Genomic DNA, 23,986 nt, shown 5'->3' on the forward strand with positions numbered 1-23,986 from the left:
CGTCTCACACGGGGGCTGGTTCGTATTCACTTATGAACTTCCACACTGAGATTCGTCCATCGCGCAGCCCGTTCACAACGATTTTCTCTGGTCCAGGTTCCACAATCGGTTCGAAGCGATTTCCGTTCCGCAGAGTGCTCTAAAGACTCGCTACGCTACTAGTGGTTGTTCCACAATCGGCCTCAACCCCCGCAAGTAGGGCTGTACTCCGGTTTGTGAACTGATTGTGGAGGGGGGTTCCAGCACGGGGTCGATGAGTGAGGAAATATCCAATGTCGTCGAAATCAGAAGGTATGGCTCGCAATGGGGGCGTTCGTGCGTCGTTCGACGTGCGCCAATTTTGGTGTCGAGAGGTCTCACGGGGAGGCCTGAGTTTCCACAATCGGTTGCAGTCGTGCGATTTTGTCTGTGAGGGGGTTCGTTGGACGGGACTGCAGGCTTCCTGCGAGATAGCAACCCTCGCGTTTCGGTCGAATCCGGGCTTATCAGGGGTCCTATACCGACATCGGGTTTTCCAGAACAGGCCGTCCGTTCGGCGCCGATCTCGTTCCACAATCACCTCCATCACAGCGGTAGCGTTCCTCTTGCGGGGGCTGAGGCCGATTGTGGACCGACGCAGACCGAGCGAGCGAGGCTATCGGGGGTGGTCAGCGAGTTTCAGGGCACTACGCCGATTGTGGAAGAACTGTCGAACTCGCCGACACGTTGAACCGGGCTGCTCGGTGCCCGACTGGTTGCCGACGATCAGCGACTGCGGTGCCTGGGGGTACAAATCGCTCCCGTTCCCTCCCTACGGCAACGAGGGGATGCTGGAGTTCTACGAAACGCTGGAGGTCTCCGTAGGCGTCACTATCGACCATCTCGTCCTCGGGTCGGGCAAGGACAAGGGGCGGCTGTACCTCGACGAACGTGCGTTCGACGGCGACTTCGGGAAGCGCGACCTCCCGGACGCACTCACCGACGTCGTCGACGTCATGGTCGACGAGTGGCCCGACGAGTGGCCCGCGTACGTCGACGAATACGAACCGTCGATACGGACCGACGCTGCCGCTTCGGTCGAGCCATTCGGACCTGACGAGTTCCAGGACGACGTCGACGCAGTCCTCGCCGAACTGGAACGCGACCCACGTGCGGTCTACCGTGAGAGCGACGCTGAGTTCAGGTACGAACTCACGCTCCGGAACGCCAAGGAGATGTTCGACCTGTACCAGGACGGCGACTACCCGTTCCGGTTGATGGTCGCCATCCAGGGCTGGGACCCCGAGTCGTACGCCGACGCGGCCGACGAAGTGCTCGACATCGGGTACAACTACCTCGGCATCGGCGGCGTCGCAGGGAGTCCCATCCACGAGGTCAGGAAGATAGTCAAGGGCGTCGGGAAGACCGTCAAAGCGTTCGAACGGGAGCACGACACCCGAATCGACTCGCACGTCTTCGGCTTCGCCAAGACGGAGGGATTCGAAACCGTCGGGCGGTCGGGGATGACCAGTTTCGACAGTGCGAGCATGCTACGCTCGGCTTGGACCGGGGGGGAGAACTACCGACTGGACCACGACGAGCGATACGACGCCATCCGGGTTCGCTATCCATCCAACCGCGATTCCCTCGACGAGGCGGTGGAGAAATCGCTTCGTGGGAGAGAGACCCTCGTCGCGCTCCGGGCCTACGCTGCGGGAGAACCGATTCCCGATTCGGTCCACGAGTGGCACGAGACTGCATCGGTCGTTCTTCCTGCAACTCGAGCCTATCTCCGGGACCATCGCCACGACGCCCGGTACGACGTGTCCCTGCTGCAGGACGTCGAGGCGACCCTCCGTGATGATTTCGAACACGCGCGGGAACTGCAGGCGAGTTTCAGCGACAAACTCCGGGGCAGACTCGTCAAACTGCTCCGAAAGGACGACCCGGACGACCCGGTGCCGTTCGACGAGTACGAGGACCTGCTCGACGTGGCAGAACGGGCGTTCGAAGCGTTCCCCCGGACGGATTCGGTCCTCGAGGGCGAAGAGACTGGAACCGCCTACGACCAGGTCTGGGCCGTCGTCCGGGACTATGCGACGTGGATCGGTGACGACGACCTCCTGGAGGCGTACCAGCAGACGCTCCAGAACCGACCGTGGGAGCAGTGTGAGTGCCCGATCTGTATCGAGAACGGTGTGGAGGTCTGCATCTTCCGCGGGAACGACCGGAACCGGCGGCGTGGATTCCACAACACGCGACGGTTCTACGACGAGTTCGCCGACGAGATTCCGAAGCTTCTCGTCGCGACGAAAGGTACTGCGGGGCTGAGTGGGTACGAGACGGTCGAAGCGTATCTCAGGGAGGAACAGCCAGAGTTCTGGCGACGTGTCCACGACCTTCCTGTCGCCGAGGTCGGGGTACTCGACGCCGATGGCGTGCGGGAGTGGTGGAGCGAGACACCGTCGGTCGTTTCGTTCTCGCCGGAACGTACGGCCGAGAGTCTGGGCGAGCAGACGGGTCGATACCAGAACCTGTTCCTCCTCACGCCAGACGGAGACGTCGACGACCACATCGCCGAGGCTGTGACGCAGAGCGACTGCGAACTACAGTCGTTCGAGCGACCCGACGAACTGCGGGACGGCGTGCTCGAAGCGTGCGGGCGGAACTACGTCGCTGGGACAGACTTCGTGCCCCATGCTCCCCAGATCGACACGCACGGAGGACTGGACGTGCTGGTCATCGACCAGTGTTCGGGGTCGAAGGACGTGCCCGGTGATGCGTACGTCTTCGACGCGGACGAGACGCTCCAGTTCTCGAGGGACGAGTTGCTCGCTCGCGCTAACGTTCACGGGGTCGCTGCCAAGGACCTGTATACGGGGCGTCAGCAGGGGTTCGTCAAGGAGGCCGTTCGCCGACTGGAGGAGCAGGGACACGACGTCCAGCGGTACTTCGTGAGCGCTGGATTCGGACTCGTCTCGGCGGACGACCTGCTGCCACCGTACGAGGTGACGTTCAGTTCGATGAACGTGGGCGAGATACGCGAGCGGTCCCGAGCGTTACACATCCAGGAGGACGTAGAGCGAGTCCTGGCGGAAGCGGACTACGACGTCGTCTTCTTCACGCTCGGGTCGGACTACTACACGAGCATCGACATCGACGAGATGGTACAGGAGGTACGTGCAGACCGCATCGGCGTGGTGTTCAACCGGGAACTCGTCGACGAGCAATTCGACAACGTCGTGTCGGTCGCTGCGCGGACGGACGATGCGAAAAATCACGGTACGATCGTCGTCGGGCTGAAGGGCCTCTACATGAAGAACTTCGCCAGGCGCATCGATGACGTCGACGTTCTGGAACCGACCGTGATCGAGGAACTCTGTCGCCGGGTGGACGGGCCTGCCCAGACTGCAGTCGAGAGATACCAGCGGTAGAGTGACTACTCAGCAACGAGCAACTCGTGGTCTGCTTCGAAGTTACTCCAGAGTGAGTCCACGATACTCCACACTGGTGCCAGTGGCCGGCGGTAAACCACTATCGCTCTCGGGTTTCGTGGCTCGACCTCTCTAGAGGGACTCTGTCCGGAATCCCATTCTACATTTAGCAACTACCAGTTGAACCGAGGGCCGCATCTGTGTCGGTATCCAGAGTCATGGACATTCTCCAGCAGAGAACGAATTGTTAAGAGGAGCCGAATTAGCAACTCTTAGAACAAGAATTAAGAAAATGTATTGACACCATCTTTTATGGTTGAAATCAGTCCGTCATTGGTTGGCCAAGAACAGAGCATTACCGTGGATGAACGGGTGGACGAGTTCCATAACCTAGTAAAGTACAGGTGCCAGCAGTTAGATGCACCATTCGGTGGATGGAGCGTATATCTCACGACACCCGAAGATCAGGTCCTGAGCCGTGGTGATCAGATTACTGGCTGGATTTTCGATATCGATGAGGAGCGGCGTACTCTTACCGTAACAACCCACGAACGGGGGAGAGCCGACCTTCACAACCTGCGGGAGGAACATCGGGAAGCAGCGAGTCACATCGTGGAACTGGCTACCTTGGACTCACCAACTGCAAGAGATGTCGACCTCGATCAGGTATCCCACTCAAAAGGGCTGTTGACGAGGTGTATCAAGAAAGACCGATGGGATTGGTATACGGTATTCGCTCTTCTTGACAAGCCGACTTCCGGGACGCTGAGACATGGCCAGCAAACACTGAGTGGGCTACGAACTGCAGCGGAAAGCGATGATGACGAAGCTATTCAAGACCGAATTGACCTTCTGAAACAGTCAGATATCGCAAACAGATTCGATGGGTTCGTTCAGGCGTTGAATCAGGGGGAGGAGTTTGCTGCAGTTGATGACGAGTTTCTGCTCAAAAAGTTACAACGTCTTGAGTGGGATGAGTTCGAATGTTTCCTCGCAGACCTTTGGGCTGAACGGGGATGGACGGTCCAGCTAAACGAAGACGACGCCGGGGGTGGCGATGTCATCGCCAGGAAGCCAGATTTGAATCTTCGGGTCGATATCGAAGCGAAGCAACGGAGCCCTGGGAACAGGCTCCATCTAGGAGAGGTCCAACGGTACGCTTCGATGGCCAGCAGGAAAGATACAGACAAGGCGATGGTGGTGACCACCGGCTCATTCACATCGCCAGCTTGGCGGGAGGCGAAGCGGAATAATTTCATATTGAAAGATGGCCAGGGGCTGCTTGAGATGATTCGTTCGGAGGGTCACTACCATATCATCACCGAATACATCGACTAACAGTTGGCCACCTGTGGACTGTGGGAGGTGTAGTTTTATATCAGTGCCCTTAGGGGGTGTGTAGCAAGAAAATTGTTGATAATTCTGGCGAGGAATTGCGGCAGCGAACTTTACGGACCGTGAGTGGGATGAGCGCCGGACGCCGGTTGCGAAGACCGACAGAATCGTACAGGATGTGGCGGTAGCACTGATTGAGGCGAGAGATATCGGAATGCAGGAGGTGACGGCGTTGTACCGGTCGTGTATGAACGACAGTACCTACCCTGTATCTAGCAAGCGCGGAGAGGTGGATGACCCCAATCTTCTAGATTATTTGAAACGAACAATTAAGAAACGGATTGATGAGGATGTTGGTAGTGTTGGTGGGTTGTTGTCCCCGGAAGCGGCGCCCACGAAAGCTGACTGTTATCACGCCACGCACCATCGTCTTCGCCAATGTCGTTCGACCCCGAACGCGTCACGACGGTCACCTTCGACTCGTACAGCACGCTCGTGGACGTCGACGCGGCCGAGAAGGCGCTCGCCGACCGCGTCCCGGACCCGGAGCCGGTGCGCGACCTCTGGCGTGCCCGGTCGCTCGAGTACACGTTCGTCGCGAACCAGATCGACGCGTACCAGCCGTTCTACGAGATGAACCGGGACGCACTTGCGTACGCGCTGGCGGCGAACGACGTGGACCTGTCGGCCGGGGAACGCGACGAGATACTGGCCGTGTACCACGAACTCGACGTGTTCGACGACGTCCGCGAGAGTATCGAGCGACTCCGGGGTGGTGGGTACGACTGTTATGTCGTCTCGAACGGGAACCCGGAGATGCTCGCCTCGATGGTCGAGCACGCGAACATCGGTGACCTCGTCGAGGACACCGTCAGCGCGGACGAGGTGCGGACGTTCAAGCCGGACGCCGAACTCTACCGGCACGCGGCGGCGCGGACCGGGACGCCTATCGACGAGATCGCCCACGCGACGGCCGGATGGTTCGACGTCGTCGGGGCGCGCCACGCCGGGATGCAGGCAGTCTGGGTCGACCGGAAGGGGCTGCCGTGGGAGCCGTTCGACGGCGACCCGCACCTGACGGTCGAGACGCTCGCGGACCTGGCGACGGAACTGGGCTGTTAGGGGCGCTGTCGAAATCCCGGCAGTTCGACACGCCCATCGCTGAAACAGCCGTAACGAACGACCAGTAGTGTCGGTTTCCTGGATGGTCACCGACGAATAGAGCAGGTGTCGTGGTCGGCTTGCTACCGGGTAGCGTGCGTGTGGCGCTCCGGCTCGTCTGCTCGGGACTCGCTGTTTGCCGACGTGGGTGGCGGACTGTCGGCGTCGGTCGGCCGGGGTGGTCTGTCATCGTCTGCACCGACGTGAGCGAGGGTCGCGCCGGCCAGCGTAGCGATAGTCAGCGGGAGAGCAACCTCGGCGACGGACTGAGAGAGAACGAGGAGGTAGAAGAGGAAGCTCCCGGCGTCGATGGGCGAGGACGAGACGAGTGCCCCGGCGGAGCCAAGGACAGCCAACGCGAGGACGACACCGAGCGCACTCCCCAGCAGGACTGTACGCGCGAAGTGACGAAACTCGCTCGACACGCCGTGGCGGGTCTCCAGGACGTAGCCAAAGGCGAGGCCAAGCCCGAGTACCAGGACTGGACCGAGGGTCCCGGAGACGTAGTTGTAGATGGTGACTGTCTCTCCCACTGTCCCGAGCGTCGGGACCCATCCCGGAGCAGGTCCCGCCGACAAGCGACCCGCAAGATATGCAGGGACGAACGCGACGACGTTCCGGATGGCGAGTCCAACCAGTCCCACGAGAGCCGCGGTTATCCCGAGTTGTTTCGTCTCCATGGTTAGTATTAATTTTCTGATGTAATAAGCACTTTCCCCACGGACTGGGCACGTTCGACTCGATTCAGAGATCGGGCCGAACCGAAATACTCGTCTCGCCCCGTAAAGTGCTCACCCACGAAAGCCGAGCAACCGGAGGCCGTTCAGCGAGACGAGGACCGTCGAACCCTCGTGACCGACCACTGCGAGTGGGAGCGGGATACCTCGGAGAAGGATCGTGCCGACCATGAGTGCGATCGCGCCGAAGGCGATGGCGAGATTGATGGTGAGCGTCCGGCGGGTTCTACGTCCGAGACCGAGCACGTAGGGGATCTTGCTGAGGTCGTCGCCCATCAGCACCACGTCGGCAGTATCGAGGGCGACGTCGGTCCCCGCGCCGCCCATCGCGATGCCGAGGGTCGCTGTGGCGAGCGCTGGCGCGTCGTTGACGCCGTCGCCGACCATCGCCACGTTCTCGTGTCGCTCGACCAGGTCTTCGATGGTCGCCACTTTCTCCTCCGGCAGCAGTTCCGCCTGGACTTCGTCGATGCCGACCTCGTCGGCGATGCGCTGTGCGACGCGCTCGTTGTCGCCCGTCAGCATGACGATGTGCTCCACGCCGAGCGAGCGGAGGTCGTCGATCATCTCGGCAGCGTCAGGGCGAACGGTGTCGGTGAAGGCGAGCCAACCTGACACGCTGACTTCGCCGTGACTCTCGCTGGCGACGAGGACGCTCGTTTTCCCCTCCTCCTCCAACGTCTTGAGACGATCGAGGCCAGGTTCGAGACCATCGATCGTCGCGTCTCCGAGAACGGTCTCGAAGTAACTGCGATTCCCAATATGGATAGTTCGGCCTTCGACGTCTGCCTTGACTCCCTTCCCCGCGACTGACTGAAACCGCTCCGCGTCGGGGACGTCGAGTGACTGTGCTTCTGCCGCCGTCACGGTCGCACGAGCGAGGTGGTGTTCCGAGCGGGCCTGCACTGCGGCCGCGATGGAGAGCAGCCCGTCCTCGGACCGTGTCTGGTCCGCCGTACCGTCACGGGCGAATACGTCGGTCAACTGCGTGTCGCCCCGTGTGAGTGTGCCGGTCTTGTCGAACGCGACCGCGTCGATGCGTGCTGCAGTCTCGACGTGTTCGCCGCCCTTGAACAGGACGCCCTGCCTGCCCCCGGACGCGATTGCCGAGAGGACTGCCGCGGGCGTCGAGATGATGACCGCACACGGCGAGGCGGCGACCATGAGCGTCATCGCGCGGTAGAACGTCCCCGTGAACTCGCTCCCGAGCGCGACCGGAATTGCGATCGCTGCAATCGTGAGTGCGAACACGCCGAGGACGTACGGTTGTTCGAGACGGTCGATGAGCCGCTGTGTCGGGGCCTTCTCGCTCTGGGCGCGTTCGACCATGTGGATGAGGCGGCTGATCGCTGACTCGTGAGCCTGTCGAGTGACTTCGATTTCGAGGCTGCCGCTCTCGTTGATCGTTCCGCCGAACACCTCGCCGCCGGGTTCCTTTGGCACGGGGACGGACTCGCCGGTGAGCGAGGCTTGATCTACGGTTCCCTCGCCGGACGTGACGACGCCGTCGAGTGGGATTTTGTCGCCGGGGCGGACGACGAACACGTCACCGACGGCGACGTCGTCGATGGGGACAGTGACTTCCTCGCCGTCGCGCAGGATCTGCGCTTCGTCCGGTCGCATCTCGACGAGTGACTCGATCGCCCGGCGCGAACGGCCGATAGCGTAGTGCTGGAGCGTGTTCGACAGCGAGAACAGGAAGAGGAGCATCGCGCCTTCGAACGGGGCCCCGATCGAGAGTGCGCCGAGCGCGGCGACGATCATCAACAGGTCGATATCGACCGCGCGGTGGCGGAGCGTCTCGATGGCTCCCTTGAGTCCGTACCAGCCGCCGAAGACGTACGCGACGCCGTAGCCGATCCACATGAGGAGTGGCGGGCCGTCGAGCCACCCTGTCGCCAGGCCGGTCACCATGCCGAGCAGCGTCAGACCGACGAACACCGCTTCCCGTCTGAGTTCCGAGCGAGAGGTCACCTCGTCGGGTGCCGTGTCGGGCTCGTCCTGAATCGAGACATCACGGTCGCGTACTGCGTGTCTGAGCGTCTCCTCGGAGGTGACGCTCTCGTCGTAGGTGATCCGAACGCTCCCCGTTCGGAACGAGACGTCGACGTCGTGGACGCCGAGTGTGTGACGGAGGTGTCGTTCGAGTGCTCGCGCGCCCGCTTCGCCACGACCGCCTCGTCGTTCGATTTGTACGGTACACGTCGATAGCGGAGGTGATTCTGTAACGGTCACGCGATCTCTCCATACAGCGTATGTTGATTTTGCATCGCAGGTCTGTTACTGTGTCTTCGTCTGACCGCATACGGGCTTTTACACTCTGGAACGCCGTCCTGTCCTTCTGGTCCGAACGACTCAGCTGACGATCGTCACCGGGATTCGTGATCGACGGGTGACTGTCTCGGCAACGCTCCCGAGGAGCGTACGGTCGATCCCCGAGCGGCCGTGGCTGCCCATGACGATCTGGTCGATGTCGTGGTCGTCAGCGTATTCGAGGATCGCTCGTGCCGGTTTACCGACTTCCGTGACGGTATCGAGTTCGATATTCTGTTCCGCTGCGAGGTCAGTGGCCGTCGTGTGGATTCTGGTTGCTTCTTCTTTAGCATTCTCGTACCAGTCCTCGGCGACTGGTAAGCCACCAGCCTCCACGTCGATAACCGAGTCCACCGGATTGATGACGTAAATCGAAGTGATGGGTGCGTCCGGGAAGGTCTCGATAGCGTATGTGAGCGCGCGCTTTGAAAGCGGAGAGCCGTCGAACGCGACGAGAACGTTGGCAGGCATGCGAAAACGGTTCGTGGTGCATCGAGATGAACGTACTGCTCCGCAGATCGCGTGGCGGGACTCAAAAAGCGGTGTGCTCGTTGAGCGGTGCGCTCGTCGGCGGAGTAACGACAGTCCTCGTTGTCGGCTGGTTCGCTGTTCGGAATTACCCCGTCTGGGACGGTTCAGGGCAGTTTCCCGGCGGACCTCTGGTCGGGGTCCTCGACTACTCCCTCGCAGGTATCGCCATCGTACTCACTCCCTATCTCGTCGGACTGAGGATGCTCGGTAGAGCGGTCGGCGGATACGTCGCCCGAGTAACCGAACAGCACTGACAGACCTGCAGGAAATCTACGAACTGCTTCAGTCGATATCGACTGAATACATCGAATCGGATCACTGTATAGACCCTCTGGGCCTTGTTTAGACGCGTGATTTCATCGGTTTGAACCCTCTAAGGCGCGTTCGATGTTTCGGACCGCCGATTTCATGACAAGTTCACGGAACTGACCGAACCACGTTCTCGCCCAGAGCGTATCTCCGTATCTGCGCCGGAGACCGAAAAACACTGATTCAGCGTTCGAGCGTTGATGATACGCCCGATCATGAATGAGCAAGTTTCTCGCCCATCCCAGCATCCCGGGATCTCGTTTCGGAATCAGTGGTGTGACACGTTCCGCACGTAACCGTGTGCGAAGTTCCTCCCAATCGTAGCCCCTATCCGCCGCGACAGTGCTTAAGACGTCGAGATTCTGCACCAGCACTTGCCAGCCGATCTGGGTATCGTGCGGTTGTTTCATCGAACAGTGTATATCTAGAATCGCACTAGTTTCACAATCGATGAGTAGCGTGGTCTTCACCGCCTCGAACGTGTAGTCCGTCCGTTTCGCGTAGTGCTGGCTCGCCTGGACCCGATCCACGCCGGTTGCGTCGATTGCCTGAACATCGCCGAGTTCGTACAGTTCGACCGATGCGTCGAGGATCGCTCGCCACCGCGTCATCGGAATCGCTTGCTTCCGCGCACACACCGTCGAGAAGTGCGGCAGCGTCTCGACCGTCAAATCGAGTGAGTTCGCGACGCGCGGCATTTCTCGCAGCACGTCCATCAGCTTCCGGTAATCGTGGCCGAGATACTCTTTGAACCCCTGAATCGCCAGAATCACCCAATCGGCATACCCCTCTTGACCGGGGCGGTATGCCGGAGCGGGCTCGCCAGCGACGGCTTTTTGGGCGAACGTTACGACTGTCTTCGCGAAGCGGGCGGTCTTGGTTTGCACACCGAACCCGTCCCGCTTCACTTCCTAGTAGATTCGACAAGTAGCGAGTATTGCTAGGACACTAGAAGTTACTAGTGACGATTGCTCCCGGTTGGTCAGGAGCGTCTAAACAGGGCCCGACCTCTGTATGCAGCACGGCGTTTGTGTCGTCAGTCGAGGACTCCAACAGACCTCGGAGATACCAGGCCCATTTCGAGGGTGACGAGCCAGGACCGGTAGCGACCCCATCAGAAACGGTGGGTGTTGCGGGCAACACATTCGGACTTGGCGAAGAAGACGGACGAGTAACGGGGTTTGCTGACGGTCCATTCGATGATTCCCTGGCGACATCCCTGGTAATTGATTGCCCAACGGAGAGTAAATACACTCATGGCCGTCGAGTCGGACTTGTTACTTCCTTTTCTCGCCGGGGTGACACTCGTCTTGACCGTTGCACATACGCTTGGAATCGTCGCTGATCGACTCGGGTTTGCACCGGTCGTCGGTGAGCTCCTCACCGGGTTGGTGCTTGGCCCCTCGATTCTCGGTTTCGTGGCTCCGCCCGTCACGGCTATCGTTGTCCCGGTTCCCGATCGGCTGGCAGCCCTCGCGTCGCTCGGGCTCGTTTTCCTCCTCGTATTGGCCGGAACGGAAGTTGACGTTCAGACGGTACGCCGCTATATTCGACCGACGATCGCGCTTGCTACCGGAGCCTCCGTCGTACCGTTCCTTTTGGGATTCGCCCTGGGATGGGCTCTCCCCGCGAGGTTTCTCGTCACTCCCGAGCAGCGACTGCCGTTCGCGCTGTTCTTGGCGACGGCGCTGAGCATCTCGGCGGTCCCCGTCGCCGTACGTGTGCTTATCGACCTCGACGCGATGGACCGAACAGTGGGCCAACTTACCCTTACCGTCGCTGTCGTTATCGATGCATCGGGATGGGTTGCGCTCACGATAGTTTCTGACATCGCTCGTGAGGGGCAGATAGATCTGTTTGGGGTCGGTCGAACACTCGTCGTCCTCGCTGTGTTCGTCGGGGTCGCTGTCGTTCTCGGACCGCGAATCCTCGATACGCTCTACGATGTCACCACATGCGTTCGATCGCCGGTGTTGACCGGGTTTTCGATCGTCATCGTCGTCGGGCTTGGGATGGCGGGTGCCTCGCTCGCACTCGGATTGGAAGCCGTTCTTGGCGCGTTCTTTGCGGGCGTTCTCGTGAGAAACCGACTCGATGCGGAGACCGAACGAGTGTTCCAGATGGTGACACTCGGACTGTTCGCGCCCATCTTCTTTGCGACGGCCGGGTTACAGGTTGACCTGAGTGGACTGTTCACGCTAGATACGCTACTGGTCGCAGGCGTCACACTCGCCGTTGCCGTGCTCGGAAAGGCACTTGGCGTGGTACTCGGAGCGACGTTCACGAACCTCACCCGAGTAGAAGTCATCTGTCTTGCCATCGGACTCAACGCTCGCGGCGCAATGGAACTCGTCGTGGCAGCCCTCGGTTTGACGATCGGAATCCTCACGCCCACCATCTATGCCGTCATCGTACTCGTCGCCATCGTCACGTCTGTTGTAACGCCGCCACTGCTCCGTCGTGCGCTCGCGCACCTTCCGAACGACGTACCCTCAGGGACGACGTGATACATAGTGCGAGCGCATACCTGCGTCTTCAGGCGCGGGTCGAGCGGACACTAGCGTACACACCACCGACGATGGCACGGCTGGATTTCCCACCGTGTACGATAGTTTAACAGACTGGACGGGAATAGTGTGTAGTGCGGATGAAGACCACACGACACGCAACGTATAACCTCAACTACCACATAGTGTGGGTACCGAAGTACCGTCAATCGGTACTCGTCGGTGACGTTGCGACCCGTGTGCGAGACATCCTCCACGAAATAGCCGACGAGAAGGGCTTGGAGATCATCGACCTCACCGTCCAACCCGACCACATCCACCTGTTCGTCAGTAGCCCACCGAAACACGCCCCGTCTCTCCTCGCCAACTGGTTCAAAGGCATCAGTTCGCGGAAGTACAACCATCGCTACGCCGACCACGACGGCGAGAAAATCGGGTGGGCGAGAGGCTACTACGCAGGCACAGCAGGACACGTCTCCAGCGAGACGGTCACGAACTACATCCAGCGTCAACAGACCTCATGAGCTCTGTTTGGCACACGAGAACCACGACGCGGTTCTCGGGACGTCACGAGGCGGACGAATCGTGACCGAGCTCACGAAGACGCTCGAACTGAAGCTCGTGGAACCGAACGCCCACAAGCATCGGAAACTCTGTGAGACGAAACAGGCGTACCAGCAGGCGCTCGAAGATGCGTTCAACGCCAACTGCACCACACAGTCGGCGGCCAACGACGTGGTGGTCACCTACGACCTGAGCGGGTACGCGAAGAACGCGCTCAAGAAGTACGTCCCGCAACTCTGTGGTGGGAGCTACGACGCGAAAGAGCTTCACGACGACCACCCCGTTCGGTTCACGAACGAAGGCCCGAAACTCGACCACAAACCACAGAACGCCATTGAGTGGTACGTCAAAATCCCACACCACGACGACTACCACCTCTGGCTCCCCGCACAACCGAACCCCGAACAACGAGAGTGGTTGGAAGCGTTGCACGCGGGAGACGCGAAGATGGGTGAGTGTCGGCTGTTCGACCGTGACGGCGAGTGGTACTTCCACATCGTCGCCACGCGAGACGTGGAGGACCGAGAAACCAGTTCGGCGGAGACGCCGATTGGGGTAGACATCGGGGAAGCCTCTTTGGTAACGGTGTGTCACCGTGACGAGCGCGGCTCCCCGACTGCACCCGACCTCTGGAACGACGAAGGCAAGACGGTTCGACAACTCCGCGAGACGTATTTCACGGCGACTCGACGCCTTCAGCAACGCGGAAGCGAACGTATCGCAGAGTCCTACGGCGACGAGTTGTGGCGACACATCGACCACGTTCTCCACACGGTCACGTCGGAGGTCGTCGCCTACGCCGACCAGTTCGAGAACCCCGTGTTGGTTCTGGAAGACTTGACGCATATCCGTGAGAACATGGACTACGGCGCGTTCATGAACCGCCGTCTTCACGGATGGGGGTTCGCCAAGATGTACGGTCAGATTCGCTACAAGGCGGCTGAGAAGGGGATTCGCGTGGAGACGGTGAATCCCGCGTACACCTCGAAGACGTGCCACTGTTGTGGAGAACAGGGCTACCGTCCTGACCAAGCAACGTTCAAGTGTTCCAACTCGGGGTGTTGGGTTTCGGAGTACCAGGCGGACGTGAACGCCGCGCTCAATATTGCAGACCGCTACCTCAGCGGAGAGAGCCATTCAAGAGAAGACACGAGTGGCGATGACTCGGCTGCGGAAGGGGGACGTTTGACCGTCCCACAAGACAGCCAAGCCGATGCTGACACCCAGCAAGAGACGCTTGGAACGTATGCGTCTTGAAACCGTAGGGCCGCGCTCGGCCTGAAATCCCATGGTGGGATTCCCGCGACTTTGGGCGCGGGAGGAGGTCAATCGTCATCGCTACCCGTCGTGTTGGACATCGACTTCAGTCACGGAATTGTCAATTGTAGGGACATGGGCCGACGCTGACCAGGCCTCGGGTTTCGTCGTTCCGTTCGGTAGCGGTGATCTCGTCGATGGGCTCTCACCGTGCAGTGGCCCCGTTACGGGAGAAGGTGCCGTGTTTTCGCGGCGGGCTCACGACCCGGTCGGCGACTGGTTTTATGGGGCTATCTGTGGACATCTCTCACGACACGCGATGGTGGGCGGCGGAACCGCTGTCCAGGTCGGTATTCTCGTTGCGACAGTCGCGGGGCTCTGGATCGGGGCCCGTCTCCTCGTCGATTCCGTGGTCCGGCTGGCCCGTCGGCTCGGGCTGTCGGAACTCACTATTGGCCTCACCATCGTCGCCGCCGGCACCTCCACTCCGGAGCTGGTGGTCACTGCTGACGCGGCACTGGCCAATCTGGGGGCGATCGCAGTCGGCAACGTCGTCGGGTCGAACATCTACAACCTCGCGTTCATACTTGGTGTCGTCTCGCTGGTCCGGATTATTCCGATCGAGCGGTCGCTGGTCCACCGCGACGGTGTGGTTCTGGTCGCAAGCACACTCCTCGGTGCCGCAGTCATGTTCGACCGCACGGTGTTCGGTGTCGAGGGTGCCGTGCTCGTCGTCTCGTTCGTCACCTACACGGCGTACCTACTCCGGACCGGTGCCGACCCCTCGGACACGGATTGCGCTCCCGAGAAAGAGGGCATACCGACGGCACTGACCGAACGTGTGACCTTCCGTGGGCGCGATGCGGTCCTGCTGGTGATGGGGCTCGCCGTGGTCGTGGTGAGCGGCGACCTGATGGTGGGGGCAGCCTCCACGCTGGCACAAACAGCGGGCATCCCCGACTCAGTCATCGGCGGCACCATCGTCGCTGCAGGCACCTCGACACCGGAGTTCGCCGTCTCGCTGGTGGCGATGCGGCAAGGACGGCTCGGCGTGTCCGTCGGGAACGTCGTCGGGAGCAACGTCTTCAACGTGCTCGGTGTGTTAGGCGTGGGGGCAGTCATCCGTCCGCTGTCGCTCGGGTCTGTCGCGCTCGAGTCCGTCGCATGGCTCATCGTCGTCACCGTGGTCATGGTCGCGGCGCTGTGGACGGGCCGACAGCTCTCGCGGCCGGAGGGAGCGTTGTTCGCTGCCTCGGAGGTCGGACGGTGGGTCCTGGGACTGCTGGGGCTGGTCGGATAAGAGACGCTCGGCTGCCATGAGCGGTCCTGCGGGAACCACAGTTCCTGCAGAGCACGTCGTTGAACCAGGAAGTCCTACCCCGATGCGGTCTGTTGTAATGAAGAATGCACCAGAAGCGGAGTTAACGGAGGATCCACCGAACTAGTGGAGAACGGCAGGTCGGTTCAATCCATCGTGACTGGTCTCGGTGTGACCGTTCTCACTCGCTCGCTGGTCGTTCACCCTCGTAGGCGTCGAACCAGCCGGTGACGGTCTGCTGGAGCGCCCCGGTCGTGCTGCCGAGGTTCAGCATCTGGTAGCCGTTCGTCGCTTTCTCGTTGACATCGTCCATGCCGAATCCGAGACCGCCGACGGGAACACCTGCATCGACGGCGTTCGACCGAACCGTCTCGACGGCTTCCTGCACGTCCGGATGGTCGATTTCGCCGGGACAGCCGAGCGACACCGAGAGGTCGAGCGGGCCGATGAAGACGAATCCCAGTTCCGGGACGTCCAGGATTGCGTCGAGATTCTCGACGGACGCCTCGGTTTCAATGGTCACACCGACCATCGTTTCCCGATCCTCGGTGGCGATGTAGTCGTCGGCGAGCCCCCAGCGCCGGGCCCGGGGCGACCCAAGTCCCCGATCGCCCGGATTCCCGTCGTAGCGGAACCGGGCGGATTTGACCGCCTCACGGACCTCCGTCGCCGTCTCCACGCGTGGCAGAAAGACGTTCCTGGCCCCGAGATCGAGCGCCTTCCGGACCAGCGTTGGGTCCGTGTCGGGGAGTCGGACGAGCAGTTCGAGGTCCGTCCGTTCGGCTGCGCGTAGGAGGTCCTCCATCCGACTCGCGTCCCACGGATCCGGCCCCCCATGTTCGAGATCGATCCAGACGAAATCCAGGTCGAGTTCACCGTAAAACTCCACGAGCGTGGGACTGTACGTGTTGTCGAGCAGGCCGAGCGCAACGCCTCCGCTCTCTAACGTGGCTGCGAGGTCGTTCGTCGACGCTGGATGGTCCATCGATGTATCTTCTGGCGCGGACGGGAAACATCTACCGCACAGGTGATGGAGACTCCGTTCACCACTCATGGCAAGTGCGGCACCGAGGGACATCAGAGCCCCGTAACGAAGAACGGTTCTCACCGACTGACGAAGTGACGGATCGTCGTTCATCTCGAAAGCTGAAGGATATCGAGTAGGTCCGACGAGGCTGCCACCCCCACCACCACGTAGGCGAGGAGCTCACACCAACGGGCGTCCACACAGTTATGCGAAATGGGCGCTTATTACACAGAGGATGTCAGACGACGAACGGAACCGAAACGAGAACCCAGACGACGAACAGCGAAAACAGCCAGAGCGAAAGCGAGAGGATGTGCGCGACCGCGCCCGTGAATCCCGAGCGATGAGCGGTGGCCCTGGTGGAAGGCTTGGTGACCTCGACGAGGCACTCGAAGCCCAAGACTATCCAACCACGACGGATGAATTGGTCGAGGCCTGTGGCGACTATGAGATCGAAACGCAGGGAGGGACGAAGTCCCTCGAAGAAGTGCTTGCCCCCACCGAGAATCAAACGTACGACTCCGCCGATGATGTTCGAAGCCGGTTACTGGGACTGATACATCGATAACCGCTGTCGTCTCGGTATCCACTTCGGTCCACTACCGGTCGGGTCCCTGCGGCAGGACGTTCGGCTCACTCCTCGTCGCGTGACTCGTAGGAGTTCTCGGATTCGTCGTCGGCGAAGAAGCCGAACGTCTCGTCGTCACGCAGGAGGTAGTCATTTTCGAGCATCTCTACCGAGTGTGTGAGCCAGCAACGGGTACTCGCCTGGTTGTAGACTGGAGTGCGGTCGGGGACGCCACGCCGACCTGAACGTTTCAGGGAATCTCGCACAACGGGAGGGTGAACCATGGACGGCGTAGCAGTTCGGCTGACGCGACCCGTGCTACCTCGCGGGCTGAGTAGCCAGCCGTCGTCATCGGGTTCCGCCCGATTGCTCGTGGAACGTCTTTCCACGGTGTTGACGCCCGCTGTATGCGGGGCGGAAGGTCCCATCGACAGGGCTGTACGCGCTGAAAAGCACGTCCGTGGTCACAACTGGACGGCGACCTTCGACGTTCCACGCGAAAGCGTAACTCGAGAACCGAGGAAACGCGCAACCTGAATATCCCCTTCGGGGAATCCTCGCCCTGTAGGGCGGGGGTGATGTCAACCGCCAAGCCACCAGCCGTAGAGCTGTGCCTGCTCGTCAGTGTCGGGATGCTTCTTCGAGTTACCGTAGGTCTTCCCCTTGAGCAGCTGACGTTCGACCGCGTTCGCGGCAAGCCGAAGGGCGTGAGAGGCACCGTAGCCCTCCCCATCGGCCGTGAAGTAGCCGCGGTCGGTGACCAGTCGGATTCGTGCCAGTATCAGCGGCACACCTCGATTTTGTTCCTTGTGCTCCTGCAGTTCGATGCTGGCCTTGATAACGTTCATCTCAGCGTACTTCGAGGTCATGCTCTCGATCAGGGCGGCGACGTCGTCGTAGTTCATCCCCTCCAGCAGGTCGAGCCCGAACACCTGCACGGCGTTCCGGTCATCGCGCTCCCAGGTGAGCGCCTCGATGACGTCCGTTTTCGTGATGATACCGATCGGCTCGTCGGTGTCGTCGGCCGTGACGACGAGCGAGGAGATCTCCCGCTCGAACATCGTCTCGACGACCTCGTCGAGTGGCGCGCTCCGCTCGACGGTCACGACTGCGTCGGACATCAGGTTCCGTACCGGAAGATCGAGCATCCGGTCGGCATCGCCCTCGCGCCCGCCGAATCCACCACGGTTCTGCCTACCACCGCCACGGCCACCGAAGCCGCCCGACGACCCACCCTGGCTCTTGCTGCCGCCCCGCGTCGTGAACTCGATGACGTCGTACAGGCTCAACATTCCCGCGAGCTCCTCCCCGTCGACGACCGGGAGATGGGCGGTCCCGGCTTCTCGAAGCATGTTGAGCGCTTTCCCGATCGAGGTTTCGGGGGCCGCACTGATTAACTCCGCCGTGTACGCGTCGTCGACGGTCGCCGCGTCGAGAAACGGACGGACAGCCTCGAGCACGGCATCGCCAGTCACCACACCGACGACACGGTCATCGCGGAGTACGGGGAGCGTTTTGGCGTCGCTCCCGATCATGAGTCGCGCAACCTCGCGGACGTCCTCGGTGCGGTCGACCGTCGGGACGTGCTGGATCTGTGAGCCGACCTTCGCAGACGGCTGGTTGGACGAGGACGCCAGCTGTCGGCGACTGACGACGCCGCGATACTCGTCGCCGTCCGTCACGATGACGGCATCGAGTTCCTGATTCTCGAATGCCCCGGCGACTTTCGAGAGAGGGGTTCCGATGTCGAACTCCGTGAATTTTGTTGAAAGGATCTCTGAGATATCCATGTGTTACTCTCTACTAGGAGGGACGCTGGACGGTTATGCTTGTTCCACCCCTGATTCAGCCCGGTCGGCTACCGGACGAACCTCGTGGTCTACGGCCCCGGCGGCTACAAGTTCACCGACTTCGCTCGCGTCGGTGCGCCGCTCCAGTTCCTCCTGACCGTCGTCACGACGGCCGGCATCGCGTTCTTCTGGGGCCTGTGACGCGACAGAAACCCGACTGGGACGTGCGCCAAGTAGGCGCGACAGCAGCCACCCCCTACAAGGCCCTCACACGCCAATACCGGTGTATGGTAGAGTTGATATCTATCGGTGGATTGTTCCTCGCGTTCTTCCTCGTCGTCATGAACGGGGTATTCGTCGCCGCAGAATTCGCGTTCGTGAAAATCCGGCCGACCCGGGTGAACGCGCTCGTCGACCGCGGGAAACCCGGTGCGGGGCTAGTACAGGATGCCATCGAGAACCTCGACGGCTATCTCGCCGTCAGCCAGCTCGGGATTACGCTCTCCTCACTCGGCCTCGGGTGGATCGGTGAGCCAGCTGTCGCAGCGCTCATCGAACCGGTTCTCGGGGCACTGTTACCTGCAGGCGTCATTCATCTCGTGGCGTTCGCGCTAGGATTCGGTTTCATCACCTTCCTCCACGTCGTCTTCGGCGAACTCGCACCGAAAACCTTCGCCATCCAGGAGGCCGAACGGGTGGCGCTCCTCGTTGCGCCGTTCATGAAGTTCTGTTACTACCTGTTCCTGCCCGGCCTCGTCGTCTTCAACGGCACTGCCAACTACTTCACTAGCCTGGTCGGCGTCTCGCCAGCGTCCGAAAGCAAAGAAACACATTCCGAGGAAGAGATCCTGATGATTCTCACGCGCGCGGAGGAAACGGGACACGTCGACCTCGACGAGGTCGAGATGATCGAGAGCGTCTTCGAACTCGGCGACACGCTCGCCCGGGAGATCATGGTTCCACGCCCCGACGTCGAAACCGTGTCCGCCTCGATGACGCTTTCAGAACTGCGTACGGTTGCCGCCAGCGGGACCTACACTCGCTACATCGTTCTCGACGAAGACGGAAACCAGCCAGTTGGGTTCGTCCACGCGAAGGATATCCTCCAGGCGAGCGAAACCGAAGCAGATCACGACTCGACCACGGCACGTGACCTCGCACGCGACGTCCTGGTAGTCCCGGAGACGCGGCGGATCGACGCAATCCTCGCAGAGTTTCAGACGTACGGTGGTGGACAGATCGCCGTCGTCATCGACGAGTGGGGTGCGTTCGAGGGGATCGTGACCATCGAGGACATCCTCGAGGAGATCGTCGGCGACATTCGAGACGAATTCGACACTGCACCGCAGGGCCCCGCTATCAAGCAGCGAGACGACGGAACGTACGTAGTCGACGGTGGCGTTCCCGTCCAAGACGTGAACGAACGGCTCGGCGCCAAATTCGAGACCGACCAGGTCGAGACGATCGGCGGATTCGTCTTCAGCCAGCTCGGACGAGAACCCGAGGTCGGTGACCGAACCGACCAGCAGGGATACGTCCTCCTCGTCGACGCTATCGACAACGCGCGAATCGAACGCCTCGTGATCCAGCCACCCGAGACATCCCAGACGGAGACGACTGAGGAGTGAGTCTTGAAACCGTCAGGTCGAGCACACGCTCGGCCCGAACTCCCGTGGTGGGAATCTCGCGTCTTCCGGCGAGGGAGGAGGTCGATCGATGGGTTTCGTGGTCTCTCTTGAAGCGCGGTAGATTCCATTTGGGTTCGTTGAAACCCTCGAATCAGAGAGTGGTTCCAGTAGCGGTGCTGCATACACAGCACGTATCGGTCACCGCTGAACAGGCTATCTGAACAGTGATTCAAGCCGAAAACACTATCTGAACGCTAGTTCAATCGACGGTGATGGCGACGACGGCAGACCGTATTCGACACCTCCTCGCCGACCAGCTGGAGGAGTGCTGCCAGTCCGACGTCGAGGAACGTCTCACCGAACTCGACAGCCTCGCAGAGCGCGCGTTCGCTGAAGACGACGCCCGCGCCGTCTTTGCCGTCCTCGGCGACGAAACACGCTATCGACTCACCCGCGCGCTCGCTGTCGCGGACGACGAACTCTGCGTCTGCGAACTCGAACCGCTCGTCGACGTGAGCGAGAGCGCCATCAGCCACGCCCTCTCCGACCTCGTCGATGCCGGACTCGTCACCCGTCGCAAAGACGGGAACTGGCGATACTACACCGCTACCTCGCTCGCAGACGCCCTCGTCGAGACCGCCGACCGCGACGTGCGCGACGAGTGAACCCCGACCTCGCCACCGAGAACCGACTCGTCCCGGACACCACGGGGAGCAGCAGTGTCGCCGCCACCGACTACCCACAGACAGAACAGTGACAGAATCCACCGACTCAGACCCGACCCGAATCGCCTTCGTGTGTGTGCAGAACGCCGGTCGCTCCCAGATGGCCTACGCGTTCGCGCAGCACGAACTCGAAACCCGAGGCGTCGACGACCGCTTCGAGGTCGTCACGGGCGGGACACGACCGGCCGCCCACGTCCACCCCGAAGTCGTCGAAACGATGGCCGACGACGGTATCGACCTCGGCGACCGGACGCCACGCGAGGTGACGTTCGGGGAGATCCAGGGGAGTGACTACGTGATCACGATGGGGTGTTCTGCGGACGACGTCTGTCCGGCCGGCTGGGCGGGCGAGAACCGCGACTGGGACTTGCCCGACCCCGACGGGAAACCGGCGGACGAGGTCGCAGAGATCCGTGACGAGATTCGGCACCGCGTCGCGGAGCTGTTTGACGAACTCCAGACCGACGGATTGTCCTGCTGCTGAATCCAGTCCCACTATGCAGCACGCCGGTTCTGACGGTGACCGAGTCGGTCACGGTAGCTGTATCGGATAGCCTGCGCGAACCGGTCAGACGATGGCCGGTCGCCGTATCCCGCGAGGCCACTTCTCTCTGCGTTCCCCTCACAGATACCGGGGGATTCAAACTGGCATCCCGAGTACAATCTGGACAGTGAGATGGTGTCACTCGAAATGGTCGTTCTGGCTGCTGTCGCGCTGCTGCTGCTGGGTCTCGGGTACGTGTTCGCGTTTCGCGTCGAGACGGCGCTGGCGTTCCAGCGGCGGTACGCAGAGGCGGTGAGCTCGGCCCCACCCTCGGAGCAGCCCGAGTACTACGAGGACACGGCCGAACATCGGGAATGGACGTTCCGATTCGGTGGGGTCGTCCTCCTGATGGTCGGTGCCTTCCTGCTCGCGATGTCGGTGTACGGGGCGTTCTTCGTCGGGTCGTCCCCGTAGAATAGCTGTCCGCTTCTACGACAACCGTTCTGGAGAGTCGAGAGACTCGCACACCCGATGTACAGTGGCGTCGTTCGATTGCGATCCGGTCGAACTCGGTCGGAGCGTACGCCTCACTGGTGGTTCTCGAACCTACTCCTCACGAGTCGAATTAGGGAGTTCGATATCTTCGTCTTCCGGCATCACCGTGCCCGCCCCGGTGTCGTCCGTCCGCGGCATCGCCCCGGCACCGATGGTGTGCTCCTCGATCCACTCGCGGGTATCGATCGGCACGAACCGTCCCTCGTCTTCTATCGGATACCGAATCGGCTGGCCAGGTTTGACCGGGAGTACCTCGGAATCCTCTACGACGACGGTCCCGTTTACGACGACGTACGGGATGCCGGTAGATGGCAGGCCGTTCTCCCCGTGTTTGTAGGTGGAATTGTCGGTCACTGTCTCCGGGTCGAACAGCGTCAGATCGGCGACGGCCCCCACCTGGACGCGACCCCGCTCTTTCATGTCGTCGATGCCGGCGTCCCCGAGGTGCTTCGCAGTCCAGTAGCTCAACTGGGCGAGCGAGAACATGAGTGGGACATCGTGCTCTCGACCGAGCCGTAGCGTCTTGGCCATCGCTCCTGCCGTGCGCGGGTGGCCCGCGTACGACTCGTAGTCGGCGTCCCACGGCAGCAGTTCACCGTCGTCTCCCACGCCGGCCATCGCGTCGGTGGCCACGGTCATGTGCGGTATCTGCAACCAGTACGACATCCACCGGTTTCGCGTAGGAAAGAACACGACGATGGTATGGCCAGGATCCTCCTCCACCAGGTTCTCGTACGCTTCCTTGTCGAGGAACGAGTCTCTCACTGGGTCGTAGATCGTCTCCTCGTAGACGTTCCCGTACGTCTCTTCCCAGACCTCGGGGCGGAGAAAGTCGGCGCTCACCACTGTCGACCCGGCGTCGTACGGATAGTGCTCTCCCCACACGTTGTAGCCCTTCTCGCGAGCTAGCCGCAACTTCTCCTCGTTCTCCCACCAGCCGTAGTCGTTGTCGTGACAGAGGATCAGTGGCGCGTCGAGCAGCATCGCGTTGGTGAGCACCTCGTCGAGGCCGATCGGTGCCTCCGTCGGCGTCTGGCTGCTCAGGTGGTATCGGGTGTGGACCGACGTTAGCCTGTCGTAGCGTGCGGCCGTCCGCTGGGCCTCGAACTGCTCGTAACTCGTCATTCCACGGGCCATGTACGCCGCGCCGACGCCGACCCCGAGGGCACCCTGGCGGAGGTCTTCGTCCAGTAGCTCCATGACCTGGTTCATCTGTTCGACGTCGCTCCGGGTGACGGACCAGCCCTGGACGCCGTCTTCTGCGGACTCGTTGAGGTAGCTCGGTCCGTTCGAGAAGTCGATCGGTTCCTCGATGTCGACCTCGGGGTCGTGGACGGCCAACCGGGCGAAGTTGAGGCTGGCGGTCGTGCCGTAGTTCACCTGCCAGCCGCCCGTAGCCTTCTGCTCGTACCAGTCACCGACGTGGAGCGCGCCGAGTTCGAGGTCCATGCCGGTCGTCGTCCCGTCGCGGAGTGCCAGCTTCGTGGCGAACGGATCGACCGCGTGGAAGTGCGTGTCGATGAAGCCGGGGGCGACGACGAGCCCGGTGGCGTCGATGGTCTCGTCACCGGAGATGTCGTCGGTGGTTATCGCCTCGATACGGCCATCGCTCACGCCGACGTTCTTGACTGCGTCGAGCATCGTCTCTGGATCGATGACTCGTCCACCGGAGATGACGAGGTCGTAGTGTTGCGTAGTCATGTTTGTTCGACCGAAGGGTCCATTCAGTGAGTGTAGCGCCCCCGGTTGCCCGTCGAATCGACTGCCTCAGACTTTGTTATGAAA

20 protein-coding genes are annotated in these 23,986 nt (G+C 61.3%); 13 read left to right on the forward strand and 7 right to left on the reverse strand.

Going from position 1 to position 23,986, the window contains the following annotated elements:
* Positions 1-734: 734 nt before the first annotated feature.
* From ACSC1W_RS01725 to ACSC1W_RS01735, 3 genes are all read left to right on the forward strand, one after another.
* Positions 735-3,392 (forward strand): DUF6884 domain-containing protein, encoded by a 2,658-nt coding sequence (locus ACSC1W_RS01725; RefSeq protein ID WP_435344857.1) that lies wholly within the window; start codon positions 735-737, stop codon positions 3,390-3,392.
* A gap of 312 nt (positions 3,393-3,704) precedes the next feature.
* The gene (locus tag ACSC1W_RS01730; protein ID WP_435344859.1) at positions 3,705-4,730 is read left to right on the forward strand and encodes a restriction endonuclease; all 1,026 of its coding nucleotides are present in this window, start codon (positions 3,705-3,707) and stop codon (positions 4,728-4,730) included.
* A 435-nt stretch (positions 4,731-5,165) separates the two neighbouring features.
* Positions 5,166-5,849: a haloacid dehalogenase type II gene (locus ACSC1W_RS01735; protein ID WP_435344861.1), complete on the forward strand. Its 684-nt coding sequence runs from the start codon at positions 5,166-5,168 to the stop codon at positions 5,847-5,849.
* Positions 5,850-5,971: 122 nt separating this feature from the next.
* On the opposite strand, the gene ACSC1W_RS01740 is transcribed toward ACSC1W_RS01735, so the two are convergent.
* From ACSC1W_RS01740 to ACSC1W_RS01750, 3 genes are all read right to left on the reverse strand, one after another.
* Positions 5,972-6,568, reverse strand: a complete 597-nt coding sequence (locus ACSC1W_RS01740) for a hypothetical protein (RefSeq protein WP_435344863.1) — start codon at positions 6,566-6,568, stop codon at positions 5,972-5,974.
* 111 nt (positions 6,569-6,679) lie between these two features.
* Positions 6,680-8,860 (reverse strand): heavy metal translocating P-type ATPase, encoded by a 2,181-nt coding sequence (locus ACSC1W_RS01745; RefSeq protein ID WP_435344865.1) that lies wholly within the window; start codon positions 8,858-8,860, stop codon positions 6,680-6,682.
* A gap of 120 nt (positions 8,861-8,980) precedes the next feature.
* Positions 8,981-9,409, reverse strand: a complete 429-nt coding sequence (locus ACSC1W_RS01750) for a universal stress protein (RefSeq protein WP_435344867.1) — start codon at positions 9,407-9,409, stop codon at positions 8,981-8,983.
* A gap of 26 nt (positions 9,410-9,435) precedes the next feature.
* On the opposite strand from ACSC1W_RS01750, the gene ACSC1W_RS01755 reads away from it, so the two are divergent.
* Positions 9,436-9,723 (forward strand): hypothetical protein, encoded by a 288-nt coding sequence (locus tag ACSC1W_RS01755; RefSeq protein WP_435344868.1) that lies wholly within the window; start codon positions 9,436-9,438, stop codon positions 9,721-9,723.
* Between the two features lie 102 nt (positions 9,724-9,825).
* On the opposite strand, the gene ACSC1W_RS01760 is transcribed toward ACSC1W_RS01755, so the two are convergent.
* Positions 9,826-10,686 carry an IS5 family transposase gene (locus tag ACSC1W_RS01760; RefSeq protein WP_435344870.1) on the reverse strand — a complete coding sequence of 287 codons (861 nt, stop codon included), beginning with the start codon at positions 10,684-10,686 and terminating at the stop codon, positions 9,826-9,828.
* Positions 10,687-11,034: 348 nt separating this feature from the next.
* Between ACSC1W_RS01760 and ACSC1W_RS01765 the strand changes: the two genes are divergently transcribed.
* The 4 genes from ACSC1W_RS01765 to ACSC1W_RS01780 all read left to right on the forward strand — a co-directional run bounded on the left by ACSC1W_RS01765 (position 11,035) and on the right by ACSC1W_RS01780 (position 15,406).
* Positions 11,035-12,285, forward strand: coding sequence for a cation:proton antiporter (locus ACSC1W_RS01765; RefSeq protein ID WP_435344872.1), 1,251 nt, complete (start codon positions 11,035-11,037; stop codon positions 12,283-12,285).
* A gap of 140 nt (positions 12,286-12,425) precedes the next feature.
* Positions 12,426-12,809 carry an IS200/IS605 family transposase gene (gene tnpA / locus ACSC1W_RS01770; protein WP_435344874.1) on the forward strand — a complete coding sequence of 128 codons (384 nt, stop codon included), beginning with the start codon at positions 12,426-12,428 and terminating at the stop codon, positions 12,807-12,809.
* A gap of 61 nt (positions 12,810-12,870) precedes the next feature.
* Positions 12,871-14,106 (forward strand): RNA-guided endonuclease InsQ/TnpB family protein, encoded by a 1,236-nt coding sequence (locus ACSC1W_RS01775; protein ID WP_435344875.1) that lies wholly within the window; start codon positions 12,871-12,873, stop codon positions 14,104-14,106.
* Positions 14,107-14,425: 319 nt separating this feature from the next.
* On the forward strand, positions 14,426-15,406 hold the full coding sequence (locus tag ACSC1W_RS01780) for a calcium/sodium antiporter (RefSeq protein WP_435344877.1): 981 nt from the start codon (positions 14,426-14,428) through the stop codon (positions 15,404-15,406).
* A 199-nt stretch (positions 15,407-15,605) separates the two neighbouring features.
* Here the strand turns inward: ACSC1W_RS01780 and ACSC1W_RS01785 are convergent, their stop codons facing one another.
* Positions 15,606-16,409, reverse strand: a complete 804-nt coding sequence (locus tag ACSC1W_RS01785) for an HpcH/HpaI aldolase family protein (RefSeq protein ID WP_435344879.1) — start codon at positions 16,407-16,409, stop codon at positions 15,606-15,608.
* A gap of 277 nt (positions 16,410-16,686) precedes the next feature.
* Here ACSC1W_RS01785 and ACSC1W_RS01790 point away from each other — a divergent pair, with 277 nt between their 5' ends.
* Complete coding sequence (locus ACSC1W_RS01790) at positions 16,687-17,019, forward strand: DUF5789 family protein (protein WP_435344881.1); 333 nt, start codon at positions 16,687-16,689, stop codon at positions 17,017-17,019.
* Positions 17,020-17,600: 581 nt separating this feature from the next.
* Here the strand turns inward: ACSC1W_RS01790 and ACSC1W_RS01795 are convergent.
* Positions 17,601-18,809, reverse strand: a complete 1,209-nt coding sequence (locus tag ACSC1W_RS01795; protein ID WP_435344883.1) for a CBS domain-containing protein — start codon at positions 18,807-18,809, stop codon at positions 17,601-17,603.
* A gap of 287 nt (positions 18,810-19,096) precedes the next feature.
* Between ACSC1W_RS01795 and ACSC1W_RS01800 the strand changes: the two genes are divergently transcribed.
* The 4 genes from ACSC1W_RS01800 (at position 19,097) to ACSC1W_RS01815 (ending at position 22,120) form a co-directional block, all read left to right on the forward strand.
* Positions 19,097-20,437 carry a hemolysin family protein gene (locus ACSC1W_RS01800; protein ID WP_435344885.1) on the forward strand — a complete coding sequence of 447 codons (1,341 nt, stop codon included), beginning with the start codon at positions 19,097-19,099 and terminating at the stop codon, positions 20,435-20,437.
* A 272-nt stretch (positions 20,438-20,709) separates the two neighbouring features.
* Positions 20,710-21,102: an ArsR/SmtB family transcription factor gene (locus ACSC1W_RS01805; protein WP_435344887.1), complete on the forward strand. Its 393-nt coding sequence runs from the start codon at positions 20,710-20,712 to the stop codon at positions 21,100-21,102.
* Positions 21,103-21,190: 88 nt separating this feature from the next.
* Positions 21,191-21,646 (forward strand): arsenate-mycothiol transferase ArsC, encoded by a 456-nt coding sequence (locus tag ACSC1W_RS01810; protein WP_435344889.1) that lies wholly within the window; start codon positions 21,191-21,193, stop codon positions 21,644-21,646.
* A 192-nt stretch (positions 21,647-21,838) separates the two neighbouring features.
* Entirely contained in the window at positions 21,839-22,120 is a 282-nt protein-coding gene (locus tag ACSC1W_RS01815) for a hypothetical protein (RefSeq protein ID WP_435344891.1), read from the forward strand.
* A gap of 132 nt (positions 22,121-22,252) precedes the next feature.
* Here the strand turns inward: ACSC1W_RS01815 and ACSC1W_RS01820 are convergent, their stop codons facing one another.
* Complete coding sequence (locus tag ACSC1W_RS01820; RefSeq protein WP_435344893.1) at positions 22,253-23,902, reverse strand: amidohydrolase family protein; 1,650 nt, start codon at positions 23,900-23,902, stop codon at positions 22,253-22,255.
* Positions 23,903-23,986 lie beyond the last annotated feature (84 nt).

This window comes from Haloarchaeobius marinus (genome assembly GCF_051207415.1).
Taxonomy (GTDB): Archaea; Halobacteriota; Halobacteria; order Halobacteriales; family Natrialbaceae; genus Haloarchaeobius.